Source organism: Pseudomonas sp. RL_5y_Pfl2_73 (genome assembly GCF_963970515.1).
In the GTDB taxonomy this organism is placed as follows: Bacteria; Pseudomonadota; Gammaproteobacteria; order Pseudomonadales; family Pseudomonadaceae; genus Aquipseudomonas.
Genome location: NZ_CAXAPD010000003.1, coordinates 58545 through 79912, shown reverse-complemented (window position 1 = coordinate 79912; position 21368 = coordinate 58545). Strand labels below are relative to the sequence as shown.

10 protein-coding genes and 1 pseudogene are annotated in these 21368 nt (G+C 62.9%); 5 read left to right on the top strand and 6 right to left on the bottom strand.

All coding sequences use genetic code 11. The annotated features are described in order from the left end of the window. Nucleotides 1-184 precede the first annotated feature (184 nt). On the bottom strand, nt 185-13171 hold the full coding sequence (locus AACY42_RS03670; protein ID WP_339476604.1) for a non-ribosomal peptide synthetase: 12987 nt from the start codon (nt 13169-13171) through the stop codon (nt 185-187). 282 nt (nt 13172-13453) lie between these two features. Between AACY42_RS03670 and AACY42_RS03665 the strand changes: the two genes are divergently transcribed. Further along, nucleotides 13454-14002 (top strand): RNA polymerase factor sigma-70, encoded by a 549-nt coding sequence (locus tag AACY42_RS03665; RefSeq protein WP_024619408.1) that lies wholly within the window; start codon nt 13454-13456, stop codon nt 14000-14002. Between the two features lie 150 nt (nt 14003-14152). Here the strand turns inward: AACY42_RS03665 and AACY42_RS03660 are convergent, their stop codons facing one another. From AACY42_RS03660 to AACY42_RS03650, 3 genes are all read right to left on the bottom strand, one after another. Then, nucleotides 14153-15166 (bottom strand): GNAT family N-acetyltransferase, encoded by a 1014-nt coding sequence (locus tag AACY42_RS03660; RefSeq protein WP_339476598.1) that lies wholly within the window; start codon nt 15164-15166, stop codon nt 14153-14155. Nucleotides 15167-15236: 70 nt separating this feature from the next. Beyond that, nucleotides 15237-16013, bottom strand: a complete 777-nt coding sequence (locus tag AACY42_RS03655) for a substrate-binding periplasmic protein (protein ID WP_339477058.1) — start codon at nt 16011-16013, stop codon at nt 15237-15239. A 118-nt stretch (nt 16014-16131) separates the two neighbouring features. Next, on the bottom strand, nt 16132-16758 hold the full coding sequence (locus tag AACY42_RS03650; protein ID WP_339476595.1) for a TetR/AcrR family transcriptional regulator: 627 nt from the start codon (nt 16756-16758) through the stop codon (nt 16132-16134). Nucleotides 16759-16938: 180 nt separating this feature from the next. Here AACY42_RS03650 and AACY42_RS03645 point away from each other — a divergent pair. The 3 genes and pseudogenes from AACY42_RS03645 to ppnP form a co-directional block, all read left to right on the top strand. Continuing rightward, nucleotides 16939-17340, top strand: a pseudogene (locus AACY42_RS03645) (acyclic terpene utilization AtuA family protein); the annotation flags it as partial. Nucleotides 17341-17477: 137 nt separating this feature from the next. Next, nucleotides 17478-18020 carry an exonuclease domain-containing protein gene (locus AACY42_RS03640; RefSeq protein WP_339476593.1) on the top strand — a complete coding sequence of 181 codons (543 nt, stop codon included), beginning with the start codon at nt 17478-17480 and terminating at the stop codon, nt 18018-18020. Between the two features lie 93 nt (nt 18021-18113). Then, the gene (ppnP, locus tag AACY42_RS03635) at nt 18114-18398 is read left to right on the top strand and encodes a pyrimidine/purine nucleoside phosphorylase (protein WP_339476590.1); all 285 of its coding nucleotides are present in this window, start codon (nt 18114-18116) and stop codon (nt 18396-18398) included. 193 nt (nt 18399-18591) lie between these two features. Here ppnP and AACY42_RS03630 read toward each other — a convergent pair whose 3' ends face one another. Continuing rightward, nucleotides 18592-19401, bottom strand: a complete 810-nt coding sequence (locus AACY42_RS03630) for an MOSC domain-containing protein (protein WP_339476589.1) — start codon at nt 19399-19401, stop codon at nt 18592-18594. A 71-nt stretch (nt 19402-19472) separates the two neighbouring features. Further along, complete coding sequence (locus tag AACY42_RS03625; RefSeq protein WP_339476587.1) at nt 19473-20396, bottom strand: chemotaxis protein CheV; 924 nt, start codon at nt 20394-20396, stop codon at nt 19473-19475. A gap of 482 nt (nt 20397-20878) precedes the next feature. Here AACY42_RS03625 and AACY42_RS03620 point away from each other — a divergent pair, with 482 nt between their 5' ends. Continuing rightward, nucleotides 20879-21349, top strand: coding sequence for a hypothetical protein (locus AACY42_RS03620; RefSeq protein WP_339476586.1), 471 nt, complete (start codon nt 20879-20881; stop codon nt 21347-21349). The last annotated feature ends 19 nt before the right edge of the window (nt 21350-21368 follow it).

The following is a 21368-nucleotide window of genomic DNA, read 5'->3' as shown; positions in this document are numbered from 1 at the left end:
CTGGGGAGACTGAGCTGAGCGGGCTGGGCCGTCAACCTCTGAGCCAGCAGTGCCTGTAGCGCCCCCCATCGTGGGCAAGCCTTGCTCCCACAGGGTTGATGCTCGAACACAAATACTCTGTTCACAGCTGATCCCTGTGGGAGCAAGGCTTGCCCGCGATGAGGCCGTTACGCGCGCCGCAAAGCTACAGGCCTTCCAACTCCGCCATCAGGTCATTCAACCGATCCACCTTCTCCTCGGTGATTTCGCTGGCCGCCAGCCCATCGATGTAGTCGGCCAGTTCCTGCACCGTGCTGCATTCGAACATCGCCCGTAGCGGCACGTTGCGTTGCAGGGTCTTTTGCACCCGTGAGGCGATTTGCGTTGCCAGCAAGGAATGCCCGCCCAATTCGAAGAAGTTGTCCCGCATCCCCACCCGCTCGACTTTCAGCACCTGGGCCCAGATATCTGCCAGGGTCTGCTCCAGCGCATTGCCGGGGGCTTGGTAGTCCTGGCGGTGCAACTGGCCGATCTCCAGGGCCGGCAAGGCCTTGCGATCGAGCTTGCCGTTGGCGTTGAGGGGCAGGCGCTCGAGCCACAGCCAGTGCAGCGGCACCATGTATTCCGGCAGTTCCGCCCGCAGGCGCTGCTTGATGCGCTCCAGGCGTTCGGCAGGCTTGAGCGCCGAGTCGGTGGCAACGAGGTAGCCCACCAGATGCTTGCCATTGGCGCCTTCCTGCACGCCCACCGCCCCATCGCGCACTTCCGGCTGTTCATGCAAGCGGGCTTCGATTTCCCCCAGCTCGATGCGGTAGCCGCGGATCTTCACCTGATGGTCGAGGCGTCCGACGTACTCCAAGACCCCGTCGCTGCGCCGCCGTGCCAGGTCACCGGTGCGGTACAGTCGCTCCCCAGGCGCTCCGAACGGATTCGGCACAAAGACCGGGGCGGTGCGCAACGGATCGCCGACATAACCGCGCCCAACCCCGGTGCCCGCCACGCACAACTCACCCACCGCGCCCAACGGCACCAGGTCCAGCGCGCCGTCGAGCAGGTACAGACGATTGTTGTCGGTGGGCGTGCCGATCGGCAGATACGTACCCCGGGTCGAGGCCAGGTCGACACGGAAGAACGCCACGTCGTCGGAGCATTCCGCCGGGCCGTAGGCATTGACCAGAACGGTGTCCGGGTAACGCAACAACCACTGGTGCGCCAGCTCCGGCGGCATCGCTTCGCCGGTGGGCAGCATCCAGCGCAAGCCGTCCAGACCAACGCGTTCCTGGGCAAGCATGCCCTGAATCAGCGACGGCACACTTTCCAGCACGCTAATGCCCTGCTGCTGTACATGCTCCAGCAGCCCTTGCGGGTCGTGGGCAATGGCATTGGGCACGATATCGACCCGGGCACCGAACAACGGCGCGGCCAGGAACTGCCAGACCGAAATATCGAAACTCTGGGACGCCGTCTGGGCGATCACATCCGCCTCGCTCAGCGCTAGGTACGGCACCTTGCTCAGCTGATTGTTGAGCATGCCCCGCTGCTCCACCATCACGCCTTTGGGCAGGCCGGTGGAGCCGGAGGTGTAGATCACGTAGGCCAGGTTATCCGGCCCGCTGTAGACGCCTGGGTTTACCAGCGAAAGAGCGCTGGCCTGGACGCTTTCCCACACCAGCAACTTCGGCCGCCCGGAGCAGGCGAACTCGTCCAGCAAGGCCTGCGCCTGGGCCTGGCAGGCCTGGGTGCAAACCAGCAACGGCGTGCGGCTCAATCCGATGATGCGGCTCAGGCGCTGGCTCGGCAGGCCTGGGTCCAGCGGCAGGTAGCCGGCACCAGCCTTGAAGCTACCGATGATCATGCCCAGCAGCTCGGCATCTCGTTCGGCCAGCAGCGCCACTGGCTGATCCAGGCCGACACCGGCAGCGATCAGGGCGTGACCGAGGCGGTTGCTGCGCGCATTCAGCTCGGCGTAGCTGTAGCTCGCGTCCAGGCAACTGACCGCAGGGCGGTGCGGATGGGCCGCGACCCGCGCCTCGAAGAGCTCGACGTAGCTTTGCTCCAGCGGATAGGCATGCTCGCTCTGGTTGCAGCCCTCGATCAGGAAGTCCTGTTCTTCGGCACCGATCAGCGGCAGCTCGCTCATGTCGCCGTGCAAGCCCTCCATCAACGCCAGCAGCAACCGCTTGAACTCGCCCAGCAGCCCCTGGATGGTGCTTTCATCGAAGTAGCGCTGGTCGTAGGAAAGGTGCAGCCCCAGGTCATCCCCCGGATAGCAGACCGCCGTCAGCGGGAAATTGGTGTGGGTCCGGCCCGAGTCCGACGTGGCGTTGAGGCTTTGGGCGCGGTCCAGCACCGAGACCTCCACCGGCGCGTTCTCGAACACGAACAAACTGTCGAACAGCGGCTGGCCCTTGGGCAGTTCGCTGACCTCCTGGATGCTCACCAGCGGCAGGTATTCGTACTCGCGCAATTGCATGTTGCTGTCCAGCAAATCCCTGAGCCACTGGCGCACGCTGCAGCGCTGATGGTCCTCAGGCATCTGCACGCGCAAGGCGATGCTGTTGATGAACAGCCCCACGGTGCGTTGCATCTGCGGCAGCGCCACCGGGCGCCCGGCCACAGTGACGCCGAACAGCACGTCGCGGTCGCCGCTGACTCGCCGCAGCACCAACGCCCACGCCGCCTGGGCGAAGGTGTTGACCGTCAGTTGATGGGCCTGGGCCAATTCCCGCAGCCGCGCACCGTCCCGGGCATCGAGACGGGTGTAGCAGTCGCCGACGCTCATGCCGCCGCTGTCACCGGCGTGCTCGCGCAGGAACGGCCGGTCGCCAGGGATCGGCGTGGTCCGCTCGAAGCCTTGCAGGTTGCGTTGCCACCACTGCCGGGCTTCGGCCAGGCTCTGGTGCTGCAACCAGCCGATGTAGTCGCGATAGCGCGGTGGCACGCTCAACTGCGGTTCGCGGTTTTCACCCTGGGCAGTGTAGATCTCGAAGAAGTCTTCCATCAGCAGCGAACGACACCACGCATCGATGAGGATGTGGTGGTTACTCATCATGAACCAGTAGCGTGCCGCGCCGACCCGAATCAGTCGCAGGTGAAACGGCGCCTGGTTCAACAGATCGAAACCGTCCTCGCGCTCGTTCTTGAGCAGCGCCTGGAGCTTGGCTTCCTGGGCGTCTTCGGGCACCGAAGACCAGTCGAGGTAGTCCACCGGCGTGCTGCCGGGCCTATGGATAATTTGCAGCATCTGTTCGCCGACGTTCCAGCAGAACGACGCGCGCAAAGCTTCGTGGCGGGCGATGACCGCTTGCCAGGCCTGGGCAAAACGCTGCGGATCCAGTTCGCTGTTGATGCGGTAGCGATCCTGCATGTAGTACAGGCCCGTGCCCGGCTCCAGCAAGGTGTGCAGGAGCATGCCCTCCTGCATCGGCGTCAGCGGGTAGACGTCTTCGATCTGTCCGGCCGCTACCGGCAGGCTGTCGAGTTGGCCCTGGGTCAACTTCGCCAGGGGAAAATCCGATGGCGTGAGGCCGCCCGCCTCGTCTGTCAGGCAGTGTTCGATCAGGCGTTGCAATTCATCGAGGTAAGCATCGGCCAGGATGGCGATAGCCTGACGATCATGACGTTCGCGGCTGAACGTCCAGCGCAGCAACAATTCGCCACCGCTGACCTGGCTGTCGACGCTCAGCTCATTGGGCAGCGGCGCATCGGGATCGTGGATCGCACCCAGCGGCGCATCCAGCGGCTGGAACAACGCATCATGCCCCAGGGTCTGGTCGAGCTGGCCCAGGTAGTTGAAGGTGATCGCCGCGTGCGGCAGACCGGCCATCGTCTGGCGAGTCGTCGCGTCCGCCAGGTAGTGCAATACGCCATGGCCGAGGCCCTTGTGAGGCACCGCGCGCAACTGTTCCTTGATGGCCTTGATCGACGCTGCGAAGCCTTCGGTTGCTGGACTCAGGCGCACGGGATAGACGCTGGTGAACCAGCCGACGGTGCGAGTCAGGTCGATGTCGTCGAACAGCGCTTCGCGGCCGTGGCCTTCAAGCTGGACCAGGGCCGAGGCATGGCCGCTCCAACGGCACAGCACCCGGGCCAGCGCGGTGAGCAGCAGGTCGTTGACCTGGGTGCGGTAGGCGCTCGGCGCCTGTTGCAACAGTTGCCGGGTGCGCTCGGCGTCCAGACGCACGCTGACGGTTTCAGCATGACGTTCCTGCAGCCCACCCTCGGGATTCGCGCAGGGCAGTTGCACCTGCGCGCCGCTCAACTGCGCTTGCCACCACTCCAGTTCTTCGCGCAGGGATTCGCTACCGGCGTAGGCCTGCAAGCGCGCAGCCCAGTCCCCCAAGGGGCTGGTCTTGGCCGGCAACTGCACCTCCTGCCCGGCAGTGAGCTGGCGGTAGACGGTTTGCAGATCGTCCATCAGCACCCGCCACGACACACCATCGACCACCAGGTGATGGATGACGATCAGCAACCGTTGCTGACCGTCGGCGGTCTCCGCCAGCACTGCTCGCAGTAAGGGTCCGCTTGGCAGACTCAGGCTGCGCTGCGTCTGGGCAAACAACGCTTCGCAATCCTGGGTGGTGTCCACGAACACGTGCTGCAACAGCGCAACGTCAGACAATGGCTGGTGCTCGGCGCGCCAATGCCCGGCGTTTTCACCAAAGCCCAGGCGCAAGGCATCGTGGTGCTGGAAGACACTGCGCAGTGCCTGTTCCAGAGGTTGCGGCGCCAGGGCCGTGGTCGGCTCCAGCACCAGCGCCTGATTCCAGTGATGCCGTTTGGGGATCTGGCGCTCGAAGAACCAGTGCTGGATCGGCGTCAACCCGGACTCACCCTGCAACAGGCCCTGCTCGGCGTGCACCTGCTGGCTGCGCGTGGCAACGGCGGCCAGGGTCTGGACGGTCTGGTGCTGGAACAGGTCGCGGGGCGTGAAATGAACGCCCTGCTGCCGGGCGCGGCTGACCACCTGGATGGACAGGATCGAATCGCCGCCCAGCTCGAAGAAGTTATCGTTAAGGCCCACTTGCCCGACGTTCAGCACCTCGCACCAGATCGCCGCCAGGGTCTGCTCCAAGGCATTGCTCGGCGCCACGTAGTGCTGGCGATTGAGTCCAGGATCGGGCAGCGGCAAGGCGCGGCGGTCGAGTTTACCGTTGGCGGTCAGTGGCATGCTTGCCAGCAGGATCAAATGCGTGGGCACCATGTAGTCCGGCACCTGGGCCTTAAGATGGTTCTTCAAGGCTTCGCGCAGGAGCGCTTGTTGCTCGCCGTCCTGGCTGGCGACGTCGCTCACCAGGTAACCGGCCAGTTGCTTGCCGCCAGGCGTGTCGAGGGCCAATACCACGGCCTCGCGCACCGCCTCATGCTCCAGCAGGCGGGTTTCGATTTCGCCCAGTTCGATGCGAAAGCCGCGGATTTTCACCTGATGGTCGAGCCGTCCCAGGTATTCCACCAGACCGTCGGCACGCTGGCGCACCAGGTCGCCGGTGCGATAGAGGCGTCCGCCCTTGCTGGCAAACGGGTCGGCGACGAAGCGCTCGGCGGTCATGCCCGGACGCTGGTGATAACCCTGGGCCAGACCGGCGCCGCCCACATACAACTCACCTGTGGCGCCTTGCGGCACCAACGCCAGGTCGGCGTCGAGGACGTACGCCACGCGGGCGCCAATCACGCTGCCAATCGGCACACTGGTCGCACCCTCTTCCAATCGCTCCGGAGCCAGGCTCGCCAACGGCATAACCACGGTTTCGGTCGGGCCATAGGCGTTGAAGAACAGGCGCGGGCTGAACGCGGCGCGAATGCGCTGCAAATGCTCGCCGGTCAGGGCTTCGCCGCCGGTGATGCACATGCGCACCGGCAGGGTCTGGCCCTGGGTCGCCAACCACTGCGCCAACTGGCTGCCATAGCTGGGGGTGAAACCAAGGATGTTGATGCGATGCTGGCGAATCAGCCCGCAGATTTCCTCGGCGTCCCATTGGCCCTGGGCCCGCAGCACCACGTGGGCGCCACTGAGCAACGGTACCAGCAGGCGTTCGGTGGCCGCGTCGAAGTTGATGGAATAGAAATGCAGCTCGCAATCGTCCGGGCGCATGCCGAAACGCTGGATCACTGCCTGACAATGCATGGCGATTTCACCGTGAGACACCACCACGCCCTTGGGCTTGCCGGTGGAGCCCGAGGTGTAGATCAGGTACGCCTGGTGTTGCGCCAAGGTGATCCGCGGCGGCGCCTGATCCGGGTAGTGGGCCAGGGCCGCCGAATCATCTTCCAGGCACCAGCACCCCACTCCCTCGGGCACTGCACCGAGGGCCTGGAACATCGCCCGGTCACTGAGCAGCAGGCTGACGCCGCTGTCCTCGATCATGTAGCTCAAGCGGTCCAGCGGGTATTCCGGGTCCAGCGGCACATAGGCACCGCCAGCCTTGAGGATCGCCAGCAGGCCGATGACCATTTCCAGCGAGCGCTCCAGGGCCAGGCCAACCCGCACCTGCGGCCCGACTCCTCGCTCAAGCAGCATCCAGGCCAGGCGATTGGCGCGGCTGTTCAACTGCGCATACGTCAGGGTCTGCCCGGCGAAAGTCAGGGCCGGCGCGTCGGGACGCATCCGGGCCTGTTCGTCGAACAGTTCGTGCAGGCAGTGGTCCAGGCGATGCTGACCGGGCTCGACGCCCAGGCTGTCGAGCAGTTGTTGCTGCTCGCGGGCATCCAGCAACGGCAGTTCGCTCAGGCGTCGGGCCGGATCGACCAGCAACCCTTCCAGCAGATTGCGCCAGTGTCCCGCCATGCGCGCGATGCGCGGTTCGTCGAACAGGTCGGTGCTGTAGGTCAGGCAGCAACCCAGGCGCTGATCCAGGTCGGTGACTTCCAGGTTGAGGTCGAACTTGGTGGCCCGGGCGTCGTTGACCAGGTATTCGACGGTCATACCGGCCAGCGTGCGACTCTGTTGGAACTCCCAGCGCTGCACGTTGCACATCACCTGGAACAGCGGGTTGTAGGCCGCACTGCGCGGTGGTTGCAGGGCTTCCACCAGATGATCGAACGGCAAATCCTGATGGGACTGGCCTTCGATGACGGTGCGGCGCACCTGTTCGAACAGTTCACCCACCGACATCTGCCCGTCGAGTTGGCAGCGCAGGACCTGGGTGTTGAGGAATGCCCCGATCAGCCCTTCGCTTTCCGGGCGGATGCGGTTGGCCACCGGCGCGCCGATACGCAGGTCGGTCTGGCCACTGTAGCGGTAGAGCAGCACGGCCAGGGCCGCGGTCATGGTCATGAACAGGGTCAGGCCATGTTGCGCGTTGAAACCACGAACCCGCGTCGCCAAATCATCACTGAGGTCGAAACGGAACAGTTCGCCGCGATGACTTTGCACCGATGGCCGCGGACGGTCACCGGGCAGTTCCAGCAGCGGATGTTCGCGGCCCAACTGCGCGGTCCAATAGTCGAGTTGTCGCTGACACTCACCGGACTCCAGCCACTGACGCTGCCAGACGCTGTAGTCCAGGTACTGCACCGGCAAGGGTTCCAGGGGCGATTCGCGATCGTCGATGAAGGCTTCGTACAGCGCGCTCAGTTCACGGGCGAAAATGTCCATCGCCCAGCCTTCGGTGACGATGTGGTGCAACGTCAGGACAAAGTAATGCTCATGCTCGGCGGTCTTGACCAGGCAGGCCCGCAGTAGCGGCCCGGTTTCCAGGTCGAAGGGCCGGTGGGCCTCGCTGTCGGCCAGTTGCTGTACCCGCTGCTGGCGAATGTCGGCGGCCAGCCTCGAGAAGTCCTTCCAGTCCATGCACAGGCCCGTCTCGCCGTGCACCTGCTGGCGGGCCACGCCATCGACGCTCGGGAACGTGGTGCGCAGGGTTTCGTGGCGCAGGATCAACGCCTGCAAGGCCACCTCGAAGCGCCCGACATCCAGCACCCCGCGCAACCGCGCCATGCCTCCGACATTGTAGGCCGGGCTGTCCGGCTCCATCTGCCAGAGGAACCACATGCGCTGCTGGGAATAGGAAAGCGGCACTGGTTGGCTGCGGTCGACCGTCTCAATGGGCGGCTGGCGGTTGATCTGGCCGCTGGTCTGGATCAAGCGCACCTGTTCAGCGAAGGCCCCCAGCTCACTGGCCTCGAACAAAGTGCGCAGCGGCAGTTCGACGTCACAGATTTGGCGGGTGCGGGAAATGATCTGGGTCGCCAGCAGCGAATGGCCGCCGAGGGCAAAGAAATCGTCCCGCAGGCCGATGCGCGCAAGGCCCAGCACCTCGCGCCAGATGCCGGCGATTTGCTGCTCCAGGGCACTGCCCGGCTCGACGTGCTCGCGCACCTGCCATTGCGGTTCGGGCAAGGCGCGTCGGTCGAGTTTACCGCTCGGGCCCAGGGGCATGGCGTCCAGGCGCAGCAGTTGGGCCGGCACCATGTAGTCGGGCAGCTCGGCGGCCAGGGCGGTTTTGAGTCGATGGTTCAACTCGTCCTGATCCTGGGCGACATCCGGGGCGGTGTAATAGCCGATCAACTGCGGACCGGCCGAGGTGTCGCGCACCAACACCGCCACGTGGGCGACACCGTCCTGGGCCAGCAGACGCGCTTCGATTTCCTGCGGTTCAACCCGAAAACCGCGCAGCTTGACCTGCTGGTCGAGACGGCCAAGGTATTCGATCACGCCGTCAGTGCTCCAGCGCGTGCGGTCGCCGGTCCGGTACAACCGCGCACCGACCGGCCCCAATGGGTCGGCGACGAAACGCTCGGCGCTCAGGCCCGGACGACCGAGGTAACCCCGGGCCAGGCCCAGGCCGCCAATGCACAACTCGCCCGGCACACCGGCTGGTACGGGATTGAGGTCGCTGTCGAGTACCCGGCACAGCACGTTGCCCAAAGGTCGACCGATCGGCGAGCGCTCGCCATCGGCCTCGGTGCAATGCCAATGGGTGACGTTGATCGCGGTTTCGGTCGGGCCGTAGCGGTTGTGCAGTTGCGCCGACGGCAGTTGCGCCAAGACCCGGTTGCGCAGTTCGGAAGGCAAGGCTTCGCCACCGCAGAACAGCCGGCGCAGGCTGCTGCAGCGGGCGCTCAACGGCTCATCGACAAACAGACTGAGCAAAGGCGGCACGAAGTGCAGCGTGGTGACGCCAAACTGCTGCACCAACTGGGCGATGCGGTGCGGGTCACGGTGTTCGCCGGGGCCGGCCAGCACCAATTCGCTGCCGGTGATCAGCGGCCAGAAGCATTCCCAGACCGACACATCGAAGCTGATGGGGGCCTTTTGCATCAGCACATCGGTGGCATCCAGCCCGTAGGTCGCTTGCATCCATTGCAGGCGCTCGGCCAGGGCCGCGTGGGTATTGCCGACGCCTTTGGGCTGGCCGGTGGAACCGGAGGTGTAGATGACGTAGGCCAGGTGGTCGCCGTGCAGGTGCAGGCCCGGCGGGTGGCTCGGCCATTGCTCCAGATGCAGGGCGTCGATGGCGATGACACTGACGCCGTCGCACGCCGGCAAACGCTCCAGCAGTGCGGTTTGGGTCAGCAGCAAGTCGACGCCACTGTCGTGGAGCATGTACGCCAGGCGTTCGGCCGGGTAGTCCACATCCAGCGGCACATAGGCGCCACCAGCCTTGACGATCGCCAGCACGCCGATGAGCAACTGCGGCGAACGCTCGGCGGCAATCGCCACGCACACGTCCGGGCCAACGCCCTTGTCCCGCAGGTAATGGGCCAGGCGATTGGCCTGGGCGTGCAGCTCGGCATAATCGAGTTGGCCACCGTCCCAGCGCAACGCGATCCGCTGCGGCGTGCGCCGGGCCTGCTCGTTCAATTGCTCCGGCAGCCATTGGCTGGCCGGCGCGCACGGGGCTGCGCTCCATTGCTGCTGCTGGCTGTGTTCATCGGCGCCCAATAACGGCACATCGCCAATGGCTTGCTGCGGATCGGCACAGACCGCCCGCAACAGGTTGCAGTAATGCGTCGCCAGACGGGCGATAGTCGCCGCCTCGAACAGTTCGTCGGCGTAGTCGAACGACAGCGTCAAGCGGCCATTGCGATCTTCTTCGCTGTGCAGTTGCAGGTCGAACTTGGCTTCGCGGCTGTGCCACGGCAATGCCTCGACCAGTAACCCCGGCAGGCGCCGCAAGGCACTCAAGTCACGCTGCTGGTGGTTGAACATCACCTGGAACAGACCTTGTTCACGCGCCTCGGGAAACGCTTCGAGCAATTGTTCGAACGGCAGGTCCTGGTGGGCCTGGGCACCGAGTGTGGCTTCCCGGGCCTGGGCCAGCAGCGCGGCGAACGGTTGACGGGAATCAACCTGCCCGCGCAAGACTTGGGTGTTGATGAAGAAGCCGATCAGCCCCTGGGTTTCCAGGCGCGGACGGTTGGCATTGGGCACGCCGATGCGAATATCGGATTGGCCGGTGTAACGCTGCAACAGCGCCTGGAAGGCTGCCAGCAACAGCATGAACAGCGTTGCGTCGTGAGCCTGGGCCACGTGGCGCAAGGTATCGCCGAGGCCCTTGTCCAGGCGCAGGCTATGCCGTGCGGCACTGCGCTGGCGTTGAGCGCTGCGCGGGTGATCCGTGCCCAGCACCAGGGCCGAATGTTCCGCGCCCAGTTGCTGCTTACAGTAGCTCAGTTGGCGCTCGGCCTCGCCCTGGGCGAGCCACTGGCGCTGCCAACTGCTGTAGTCGGCGTATTGCAAGGGCAACGGCGCCAGACCGGCGACCTGGCCTTGGGAGGCGGCGAGGTACAAGCGGGAGAACTCTTCGATCAACACATCCATTGACCAGCCGTCGGCGACGATGTGGTGCAGCGTCACCAGCAACTGATGGTCATCCTCGTCAAGACGCAACAGGCTGACCCGCAGCAGCGGCCCCTTCTCCAGATCGAACGGCGTGGCCGCTTCGTCTTCTCGAACCTGGCGCGCCCGGGCTTCGCGCGAGTCGGCAGGCAGGTCGCCGAGGTCGATGACGTGCAGTTCGAATTCGCCTGCCGGATCGACCTGTTGCAGGGCCACGCCATCACGCTCCAGGAACCGCGTGCGCAGGGACTCATGACGCTCGATCAGTTGCTGGAAACTGGTGCGCAACGCGTCTTCGTCCAACTCACCGCGCAGGTGCAAGGCGCCGGGAATGTTGTAGGCATGGCTCGTCGGATCGAGCTGCCAGGTAAACCACAAACGGTTCTGGGCCAAGGATTGCGGCAACGCTTTGTCGCGCGACAATACGCTGATTGCGCCTTGAGGCTGGCCGCCGCCCTGTTGCTGGTTCGCCACCGCTGCGGCGAACGCGGCCAGGGTCGGGGCCTCGAACAGCAGGCGCAGGTTGAGCGCCAGCCCGAGGGTTTCGCCCAGTCGTGCGATCACCTGGGTGGCGGCGATGGAGTTACCGCCCAGCAGGAAGAAATGATCATCAGCCTGGATTTGTTCGACCTGCAACTGCTCCCGCCAGATTTGGCCGATGAGCGTTTGTAGCTCGGAGGACGGCGCAGATTCATCAGCGACCTCGACTTCGGCTGATGGGAACTGTGCATAACGGTCCAAGCTGCCGTCGGCCAATCGGCTGCGGCAGGCCGAGCGCTGCAACTTGCCGCTGGAGGTCTTGGGCAACGCGCCGGGATTGAGCAGCACCACCACGCTAGGGGCTTGCTGGCAGGCCTCGGCCACGGCCTGGCGAATGGCTTTGATCAAGGCTTCGGGCGGCAGAATTTTCTGCACGCTGCGGCTGATTTCCGCCGCGATGCCGATGCCTTCCTCGCCGCCATCGTTGACCGCGAACGCAGCCACGCGCCCCTTGCGCACCACCTCCACGTCGCGCTCGATGGTTTGCTCTATGTCCTGGGGGTAGAGGTTGTGCCCCCGGACGATCAGCAGGTCTTTCAGGCGACCGGTGATGAACAGCTCGCCGCCGCGCAAGAAACCCAGGTCACCGGTACGCAGCCAGGTCCGGCCCTCGTGCTGGACAAAGGTCTTGGCGCTGGCTTCGGGGTTGCGCCAGTAGCCCAGGGCGATGCTCGGGCCGGCAGCCCAGACTTCACCGACCTGATTGTCGGCCAGCGGCTGCAACGTAGCGGGCTCGACAATCAGTACTGCGTGCCCGGGCTGGCTGACACCGCAACTCATCACCGCACTGCCCTGCCCCGGCTCGGCACGGTTTTGTGCCAGTGCCGCATCATCGATCCGCAGCGAAGGAATGCCGTGGCGGCGTGGCGTGCCGGCGACGAATAGAGTCGCTTCGGCCAAGCCGTAGGAGGCCATGAAATTGTCCGGCGTGAAGCCGCACGGGGCGAACTTCTCGGCAAACCGCTCCAGCGTGTCGAGGCGGATCGGCTCGGAACCGGAATAGGCCACGCGCCAGCCGCTCAGGTCGAGATGCTGCAGGGCCGAGTCACTGACCCGTTCGCTGCACAGCCGATAGGCGAAGTCCGGGCCACCGCTGATGGTGCCGCCGTACTCGCTGATTGCTTCGAGCCAACGCTGGGGGCGGGCCAGGAAGTAGGCCGGCGACATCAATACGCACGGGACGCCGCTGAACACCGGCTGTAGCAAGCCGCCGATCAAGCCCATGTCGTGGTACAGCGGTAGCCAGCTGACGATGACGTCATCAGGGTTCAGATCGATGCCGAAGCCCTGGCGTATCAGCAGTTCGTTGGCGACCAGGTTGCCGTGACTGACCTGCACGCCCTTGGGCAACGCGGTAGAGCCGGACGTGTATTGCAGGAAGGCAATGTCATCGTCCTGCAACGTCGGCATCCGCCATTGCCCCGCGCGGGCCGGGTCGAGGGTATCGACGCACAACACCGGCGGTGCTGATTCGATGGCTTGCAACGGCTCGCGCAGGTCGCTGCGGGTGAGCAACAGGCGCGGTTCGGCGTCGGCAATGATCGACAGCAAGCGCTCTTGATGATGGCGACGGGCGGACTCCGGCGGATAGGCCGGCACGGCAATCACCCCGGCATAGAGGCAGCCAAAGAACGCCGCGACGTAATCCGGACCGCTGGGGAACAGCAGCACGGCGCGATCCCCCAGCGTTGCCTCGGCCCGCAAGACGGCGGCGATGGTGCGAGCACGCAGGTCCAGGTCGCGATAACTCAACACCACACCCTGCCCGGGGGTGTCGGTAAGGAAGCGCAGGGCCACCCGGTCCGGCGTCAACGCGGCGCGGCGCTGGAGGGCATGAGCCAGGGTGATGGGGAGTTCGAACGCGTCGGTCATGGGGGGTTCCTGCCTGGATTCGGCTTGCAAGTTGTCACCCATGGGAACGGATAGTCCCGACCAATAATTAGTCACGGAGCCTACTCACCCAAGCATCGCACCGAAGCATCCGACGGCCACGCGCCGCGGCAATGGGTCGCAGCACCAAGGCGGACTTAAAATATTCAATAGTTCTTCTTCTCAATTGACAATCATTATCATTAAGCCTAATTTGGCGCTCGATGTGTAGGACGAGTGCGGCATCCCGACGTCCTGCTAACTTTTTGCAGCAAGGTGAATTCCATGACGGAACAAGTATCCACAAGCAGGTGCGACTCACCGTTACTCCAGGCATTCGTTGATAACCGGTTGATCCTGGTCAAGATCGCAGCGCGCATTACCGGCTGCCGATCCCGTGCGGAAGATGTGGTGCAGGACGCGTTTTTCCGGCTGCAATCGGCGCCCCAGATCACCTCCTCGTTCAAAGCGCAGCTCAGTTATCTGTTCCAGATCGTGCGCAACCTGGCGATCGACCACTACCGCAAGCAGGCGCTGGAACAGAAATACTCGGGGCCGGAAGAGGAAGGGTTGAACGTGGTGATCCAGGGTGCTTCGCCAGAAACCTCCCATATCAACTTCTCCACGCTGGAGCACATCGCCGACGCGCTGACCGAACTGCCCAGCCGCACCCGCTATGCCTTCGAGATGTATCGCCTGCATGGCGTGCCACAGAAGGACATCGCCAAGGAACTGGGGGTCTCGCCGACCCTGGTGAACTTCATGATCCGCGATGCCCTGGTGCATTGCCGCAAGGTGTCGGGGGTTCGGGGCGATACTTTCGCCCGGCGGTGATATGAGGCGTCAGTTCCGGCGCCATCGCGGGCAAGCCTTGCTCCCAAAGGTTTTTCTGGCAGGCAGATAGTGTGTGAAACCCGGAGCCGGTGGGAGCAAGGCTTGCCCGCGATGGCGACCTGATGACCGCCACCTGCCCCATGCCAAACCTCACATCAACCCACACCGATCAAAAAACCGCTCTCGCCCCAGGATCATCAGCGCCGCGCGCTTGTGGGGAAAGTCGAATTCCTTTTCACAATGGAAGCACTGGTTGTGCAGGTGTCCGATCATCCGGGCGTTGTCGGCCCGAGGCTCGGCGACCACGCGCTGGGTGCGCGGGTCGTCCAGGAACAAGTAATGCACCAGCGCCGACAACCAACTGGCCACCTTGTGCGGCCCCCGGTGTTGCTCTTCACCCACCAGCATGTGGATGCCGCGATCGTAGTTGCCGGCGTCATAGAACGGTGCGATCCGATCCTCCTTGGCCCAATAGGCTTCGAAATAAGCGAACGGCTGGTCATCGAAACAGCCGATCAGGGTCAAGACCCGGGGATCGGCCTGCAGCTTGCCCAGGTATTCGCGATGCTGTTCCAGGCTGCCCTCCTCCTGCCAGAAACTCGCCACACGCGGGCTGTTCTGCCAGCGGTTGAAACGCGTAAGGTCCTGCTCGATTTCCAAGGTACGCAAGGACACCCAGGCGCCCAGCCGTGCATCGAAACGCCGGTACACCTCGCCACGAGGCTTGATGGGCCGGCGTGGATGGCGCTGGCCATCGGTGATGGTCATGTGTTGCGGGTAACTGCCATTGAACGACACGCCCAGCCAGGGCTGCGGCAATTGCCAGAACATCGTGCGCTCGCAAACGTATTCACCGGCACGTTCAGCGGCTGTCAACAAACCGCTGAGCAAGGCTTCGCCGGGACGCTCGTCAAGGTGCCAGGTCAGGCGCTGGCAGTCGGGGTCGCGAGCAAACAGCCAATAGCAGGCCGCCCACAGCGCCGGGCCCACCGGTCGGTCGTTGATTTCCTGCAAGTGCACGTGCAACTCCGGACCGCGCGCAAGGCGCAGCCGGATCAGTGGCGCACCTTCAAGCATCAGGCTCAGGTGGCGTTCGGTTTCATCGGCGCCGAGGCGACGGCCGCCAGGCAGGGGCAGCGTCGTCGGGGGCTTGAGGTTGGACATGGGAGGGGCTCGCGTATTCGTCGGTAGTCAACGTGGGACGTGAGCCGGGAAGGGAAATTTAGTGGCGCATTCAATGTGAATGCATGGACACCAGATGAATTTGGTAGGGCTGGAAAATCTTCAGCAACTGGCCGTTGTCCCGCAACATTTGCAGCAACTGGGCAAACGCCTCACTGGAAATGGGCGCTTGCGGGCGGATCAGCGCGTAATGGTGGTAAATCTGATCAATGCGTTCAGACACCAGCAATTGCGGGCCGACTTCGGGATTGCGCAGCACGTAATCGTTAAGATATGAACGGGTCACCAGGGCGATGTCCGCGCGCCCGCGCAAGACCATCAGCAGGTTGCTGTCATGGGAGTACGTCAACGTGGCGTTGTATTGGCCGATAAGGAACTTGGGATCGGCGTTGAATTCGGCAAAGGCGTAGTGATAACCGCTGAACAAGGCCAGGCGCTTGCCCCTGAGGTCGATGAAATAAGCTTGCTGTCGATCCGGCTTGCGCTCGGCGACGAAGACTTCCGCATCCTCCAGGCCCATGTCTACCGAGGTGTGCGGTATATCTTGCCAGCCCCACTCGGGGTTCTCGAAAATCGCCATGTCGACACGGCCCTGCTTGAAGTCATTGAAGCGGCGTGGGATCGATGTCGGCACCAGCACGAACTGATAGTCGCTTTGCGACTGGTTCAAGGCCTCGACCATTTGCGGCAGCAGGCCGGTGTCAGCGCCCTTCTCGGGACGAACGGTATAAGGCGGAAAATGCGCCGCGCCGATCCGTACCAGTTGCGCGGCCTCGGTCGGCAAGGCCAGGAAAACGGCCAGAACAGCCAGCAGCAGACGCGAAGTCATCCCCATCGGCGAAAACGTCAAGATAACCCACTCCCCAAAAGTCCCCATCAATAACAATCAAACTAGGCGGTTTCAGCCACTTAGCCAGCCATACACGGTCATTTAAGGCATTGCTCGATTATTGTTTTTCTTCAAGCACCAGGATCAGGGCTTGCTCGGCCAGCTCATCGAGGCTCAGGCTGCCTTCGGCGCGAAACCAGGTGGTGGTCCAGGACAACGCTCCCGTGAGGAACCGCCGGGTAATGAACACGTCCCCACGAATATACCCGGCCTCCTTGGCCTGGCCCAGGACCTCGAGCCACAAGTCTTCATAAATATCACGCAGGGCCAGCACGTGTCGCTGCCCGTCCTGCGACAGTGAACGCCACTCATAGACCAGCACCGCCATGGCCTCGCCGGTGCCGCCCATGATCGACTGCAATTCGCAGCGGATCAGCGCCAATACCCGCTCAGGCACGCTGTCGGCCTCGACCAGGGCGGCGCGCATCAATGCGGTGTTGTAGCGCAGGGTGTCTTCCATCACCGCCCGCAGAATTTCGTCCTTGCTCTTGAAATGGTGAAAGATGCTGCCCGATTGAATACCCACGGCACTGGCCAGGTCCCGCACCGTGGTGCGCTCGAAGCCTTTGTTGCGAAACAGGTGGGCGGCGGTCTGGAGCAGTTTGCCGCGAGCACTGTCCGGGTCGGTCAGTTGCCCGTTGTCGACCAACTCGCGCATCACGCCCAGGGCTTTTTGCTCGTCCACCCATTCTCTCCTACAGTCGATCAATCCACGCGCGAACAGTGCACATCAAACCATCAGTGGCGCGGGCAATTTAAGCTGCCCGAGGCGACCAAGCAAGCGCTCGGCCAGAAGAACCAGCGGCCGCTTACAAACCAAGCGCTTGCTTGGCAGCCTCGAACCATCTTTGCCGGAGGGAACGCCATGCCAAAAACGATCCGTATCGGTTGCGCCAGCGCCTTCTAGGGCGATACCTGTACTGCGGCGGCGCAACTGATCGAGGGCGGGGCGCTGGATTACCGGGTGTTCGACTACCTGGTCGAGGTGACGATGTCGATCATGGCGGGGCGCGCCTGAAGGACTCTTCGAGCGGCCTGCGATCAGGCGGACGTGCCGTTGAAGATCGCCGTGCTGCTGGGCGATGAACTGCAACCGCAATTCGAACGGCTCGCCGCCCAGGGCATCCGAGAAATGTTCAGTGGCGAGCCCCTGCCGCCCGCGTGCGTGTCCATCAGCGCCTATCTCGGCGCGCCCGGCATCGTCGAAGCGTTGCGCCTGGGTGCCGATGTCGTGATCACCGGCCGCGTGGTGGACAGCGTCGTGGTCAGGCAATTGCAGGTCACGCGCAGCGACCAGATGAAAAAACGCCAGGTTTTGTTGCGCGTTGAAATGACCCACTAGTCGGATGCCGAGGGTTTGACTACGCTCAAACCCATCAGCACGCCGATACCGGGAACCCTGCAATGCCTCACTGGCTGGTGATTGATCTGGAGGCCACCACCGATGAAGGGGGCTGGCCGGTAACCGAAATGGAAATTATCGAAATCGGCGCCACGCTGGTGAATCGTGACGGTCGCGAAGTGGATCATTTCCAGCGCTTCGTGCGGCCCCTGAGGCGACCGCTGCTCACGCCTTTCTGTCGCGAGCTGACCCGCATCACCCAGGCCAATATCGCCAGTGCCGCGCCCTTGACCGAGGTCTGGCCGGCGTTCGAGCGCTGGCTGGCGCCGTATCAGTCGAAGCTGGAAAGCTGGGTCAGTTGGGGCGATTACGACCGCAAGCAACTGCTTCAGGAATGGCAGCACCAGCAGTTGCACAGCGTCCTCGGCCAGGTCCCGCACATGAACCTCAAGCAACGCTTCGCCAAGGCCCGTCGACTGGAGCGACCGCTGGGGCTCAATGGCGCGCTGCAACTGGCTGGCCTGCAATTCTGCGGTCAACAACACCGTGCGCTGGAAGATGCCCGAAATACCGCACGGTTGTTGCCCCTGGTGCTTCCGGGTTGAGCGGCAGCCCCCTCCCAGTGCAGCAGATGACGAATGTTGAAGCCTTGTGCATACTGGCCGGCCTTTTCCAGCCCCTTTTTCGAGGAATCGCCCATGTTTAAAGTCAACGAGTACTTCGACGGCACCGTCAAGTCGATCGCTTTTGGCACTGCCGAAGGCCCTGCGACCATCGGCGTCATGGCACCGGGCGAATATGAGTTCGGCACGGCCCAACGGGAAATCATGCACGTGGTCTCCGGCGCCCTGACCGTGAAGCTGCCTGACAGCACCGACTGGGAGACCTTCGAGGCCGGCAGCCAGTTCAATGTACCGGCCAACAGCAAGTTCCAAATCAAAGTGACCATCGATACCGCTTACCTGTGTGAGTACCGCGGCTAAGCCTGCCCTCACAACCCGTGGCGATGTAGGAGCGCTCGAGCCGATCTTTCCCCGGACACATGAATCTCAAGCGAAAGATCAAACGATCGCAGCCCAACGGGATCTCCCTCGCCACCAAAGCTAGAAAAACTGTTGCGAGATAAACAAAAATGCCCGTATCCAGTGACACGGGCATTTTTGTTTACAGGTCTTTTTATTCGAGCACTTCAACCGGCATGCCGACTTCAAGCCGACCGTTGCTGTCGTTGACCAGGTTCTGGCCGAACATCGCACCGTCGGGTGTCGAACGGTATTGCTGCAACGTAGCAAAGGGTTCGCGATTCGGATCGCGTTCGCCGGTTTGCGGATCGACCGTGGTCATGATGCACCGCGAGCAGGGCTTGACCAGCCGGAACTCAACCTCGCCGATACGAATGCGCTTCCAACCGTCCTCGGCAAACGCCTCGCTGCCCTCGACCACCAGGTTGGGGCGAAAACGCAACATTTCCAGCGAACGACCGACCCGACTCGACAGGTCCTGCAAGGACGCCTGGCCAATCAACAGCAGGGGGAAACCATCGGCAAAGGCGACCTTGTCATCATCCTTGCCATAACCGGCGGCGGTGGTACGCGCCAGATCCACCGGCACATGCACCAGGCGGGTAGGATTGCCGATGAATTCGCTGACCCAGGCCGCGGCCTCGTCACCGGCATCCGGCACACGCATGCTGTCACGCCAGATGATTACCCCGCGCCGCTGCTGCTCCACTGCGGAGGGTAGCGGCACGTCGATGGCGCCATGACCCGGCGCGCTGAGCGTCAGGCCGCCCGCTTCGTTCCACAAGGCTGAGAGCTGGCTCAGCTTCGCCACGGCTCGTTGGGTCAGGAAACGCCCCGTGCCCTCATCCACCAGCATCCAGCGCCGATCACCGTCCAGCCCCAGTTTGTCCAGGCCAATCCCTTGCAGGGGCTGGCCCTTGCCGGACTTCAACGGATACCGATACAGCGCACTGAGCCGCAACATGGTCAACTTCCCTGGTGGCGAAAAAATGCCACCTTATACGAGCCGGCCATTGAAGCAAACCAACATCGGCTTCAGTCGAGCATCAACCGCTGGCGCACCACATCGACCAGCTTGTCCGGCTGGAACTTGGAGAGGAAGTTGTCGCAACCGACCTTCTTGACCATCGAATCGTTGAAGCTGCCGGACAGCGAGGTGTGCAGTACGACATAGAGTCCACGCAAACGCGGGTCGTTGCGGATTTCGGTGGTCAGGCGATAGCCGTCCATTTCCGGCATTTCCGCGTCGGTGAAGACCATCAGCAATTTATCGGTCATCACCTCGCCGGTATCGGCCCAGGCCTTGAGCATGTTCAGGGCTTTGAGGCCGTCGCTGGCGATGTGCATTTTCACGCCCAGTTGCCCCAGGGTATCGCGCAGTTGCGAGAGCGCGACGTTGGAGTCGTCCACCAGCAACACTTCGCGACCACGGGCGCGCTCCAGCACCGGGTCTTCTAGCTTGTCCCGGGAGACCTTGGCGTTGTACGGCACGATTTCGGCCAGGACTTTTTCCACGTCGATGATTTCTACCAACTGATCGTCCACCTTGCTGATGGCCGTCAGGTAGTGCTCGCGGCCAGCGCTGGTCGGCGGTGGCAGGATGGCTTCCCAGTTCAAGTTGACGATGCGGTCGACACCACCTACCAAAAATGCCTGAACCGATCGGTTGTATTCGGTCACGATAATGGTGCTGTTGGGGCCCGGCACCAGCGGACGCATGCCAATGGCCTGGGACAGGTCGATCACCGGCAACGTCTGGCCCCGCAGACTGACCACACCGCACACGAACGGGTGGCGCTGCGGCATCAGGGTCAGCTTCGGCAGTTGCAGCACTTCCTGGACCTTGAACACGTTAATGGCGAACAACTGTCGGCCCGCCAGGCGAAACATGAGAATTTCCAGGCGATTCTCACCCACCAGTTGGGTTCGCTGATCTACTGTGTCGAGAATGCCGGCCATCGATGACTCCTGGGCTTATTCAGATGAATCCAATGAAAGAGATATCGGCTGCACGAGCCGAATCTTGACCCCCGGATAAAATACAAGCGCGGGGCATTGATGTCACATTAACATCATGCTTTACTGGCTTCACGACCTCATCTGCAATTTCCCTCCGTCGCGCGACCCTGGTTTGCGTGCAAAGTTCCCCTATCTAAGGGATTCCCCTAGACACAATCAGGTCTAACCTGATATTCCCGTTATCCAATAGCCATTAATGTGACGCCATTCTCATTACTGAACGGAGTCAGGCCTTTGTGCGCGACCATAGGACATCGGACCTTCAGCCTTTGGGCCGATCCCACGTGTGCAATTGTTTGTGAATTCACTTTCGCTGAACGGCAAGGGCGTGTCGCCGTGCGTCCGAGCACGGTCGGCCTTGAGATCCAGCCGTTCGCCATAAGCGGTTTTCTTTCGCCTGACATGATGTTGTGGAGATAAGCATGCCGAACGATCGTAGTAACTGGAGTCAGCGTCTTCCCGAGCTTCTGATCGAGGCCGAGACGCTGCTGGCCAAGTCGGAGGAATGCCTGAGCCATCTGCAATTGATCAACAACGACAAGGACGCCATCGATTGCATGCTCAGCACCTTGCTGAAACTGTCGAACAAGGCCAATGCCTTGGCGCTGGAAGCCGTTTCGGAGTTTTCACTGCACATCCATGGTTTGCTCAGTCACGCGCAAAGCCACATGGAATTGCATGACCAGGCATTGGACGCCCTGAAGGATTGTTTAACCCTGATGGCCTGGCAATTGGAACTGGTCGATCACACCACCGGCCAGTTGGGCCTGGACAGCAGTGAACAGATCTCGTTGATCGAGGCATTTGCTTTCCAGGTAGGCCAGAACCCTGGCCAGGCATTGGCAGCGTCAGGTCCTCTGGCGTTGGTACCCTACTCACAGAAACAAGCCTGAGACGATGATACCTGCTCAG

What these genes read in the sequence shown, in the direction of transcription:
- AACY42_RS03625 (WP_339476587.1), bottom strand. Translation starts at nt 20,396, where the DNA reads ATGGCCGGCATTCTCGACACAGTAGATCAGCGAACCCAACTGGTGGGT.
- AACY42_RS03655 (WP_339477058.1), bottom strand. Translation starts at nt 16,013, where the DNA reads ATGACTTCGCGTCTGCTGCTGGCTGTTCTGGCCGTTTTCCTGGCCTTG.
- AACY42_RS03620 (WP_339476586.1), top strand. Translation starts at nt 20,879, where the DNA reads ATGCCGAACGATCGTAGTAACTGGAGTCAGCGTCTTCCCGAGCTTCTG.
- AACY42_RS03640 (WP_339476593.1), top strand. Translation starts at nt 17,478, where the DNA reads ATGCCTCACTGGCTGGTGATTGATCTGGAGGCCACCACCGATGAAGGG.
- ppnP (WP_339476590.1), top strand. Translation starts at nt 18,114, where the DNA reads ATGTTTAAAGTCAACGAGTACTTCGACGGCACCGTCAAGTCGATCGCT.
- AACY42_RS03665 (WP_024619408.1), top strand. Translation starts at nt 13,454, where the DNA reads ATGACGGAACAAGTATCCACAAGCAGGTGCGACTCACCGTTACTCCAG.
- AACY42_RS03670 (WP_339476604.1), bottom strand. Translation starts at nt 13,171, where the DNA reads ATGACCGACGCGTTCGAACTCCCCATCACCCTGGCTCATGCCCTCCAG.
- AACY42_RS03630 (WP_339476589.1), bottom strand. Translation starts at nt 19,401, where the DNA reads ATGTTGCGGCTCAGTGCGCTGTATCGGTATCCGTTGAAGTCCGGCAAG.
- AACY42_RS03660 (WP_339476598.1), bottom strand. Translation starts at nt 15,166, where the DNA reads ATGTCCAACCTCAAGCCCCCGACGACGCTGCCCCTGCCTGGCGGCCGT.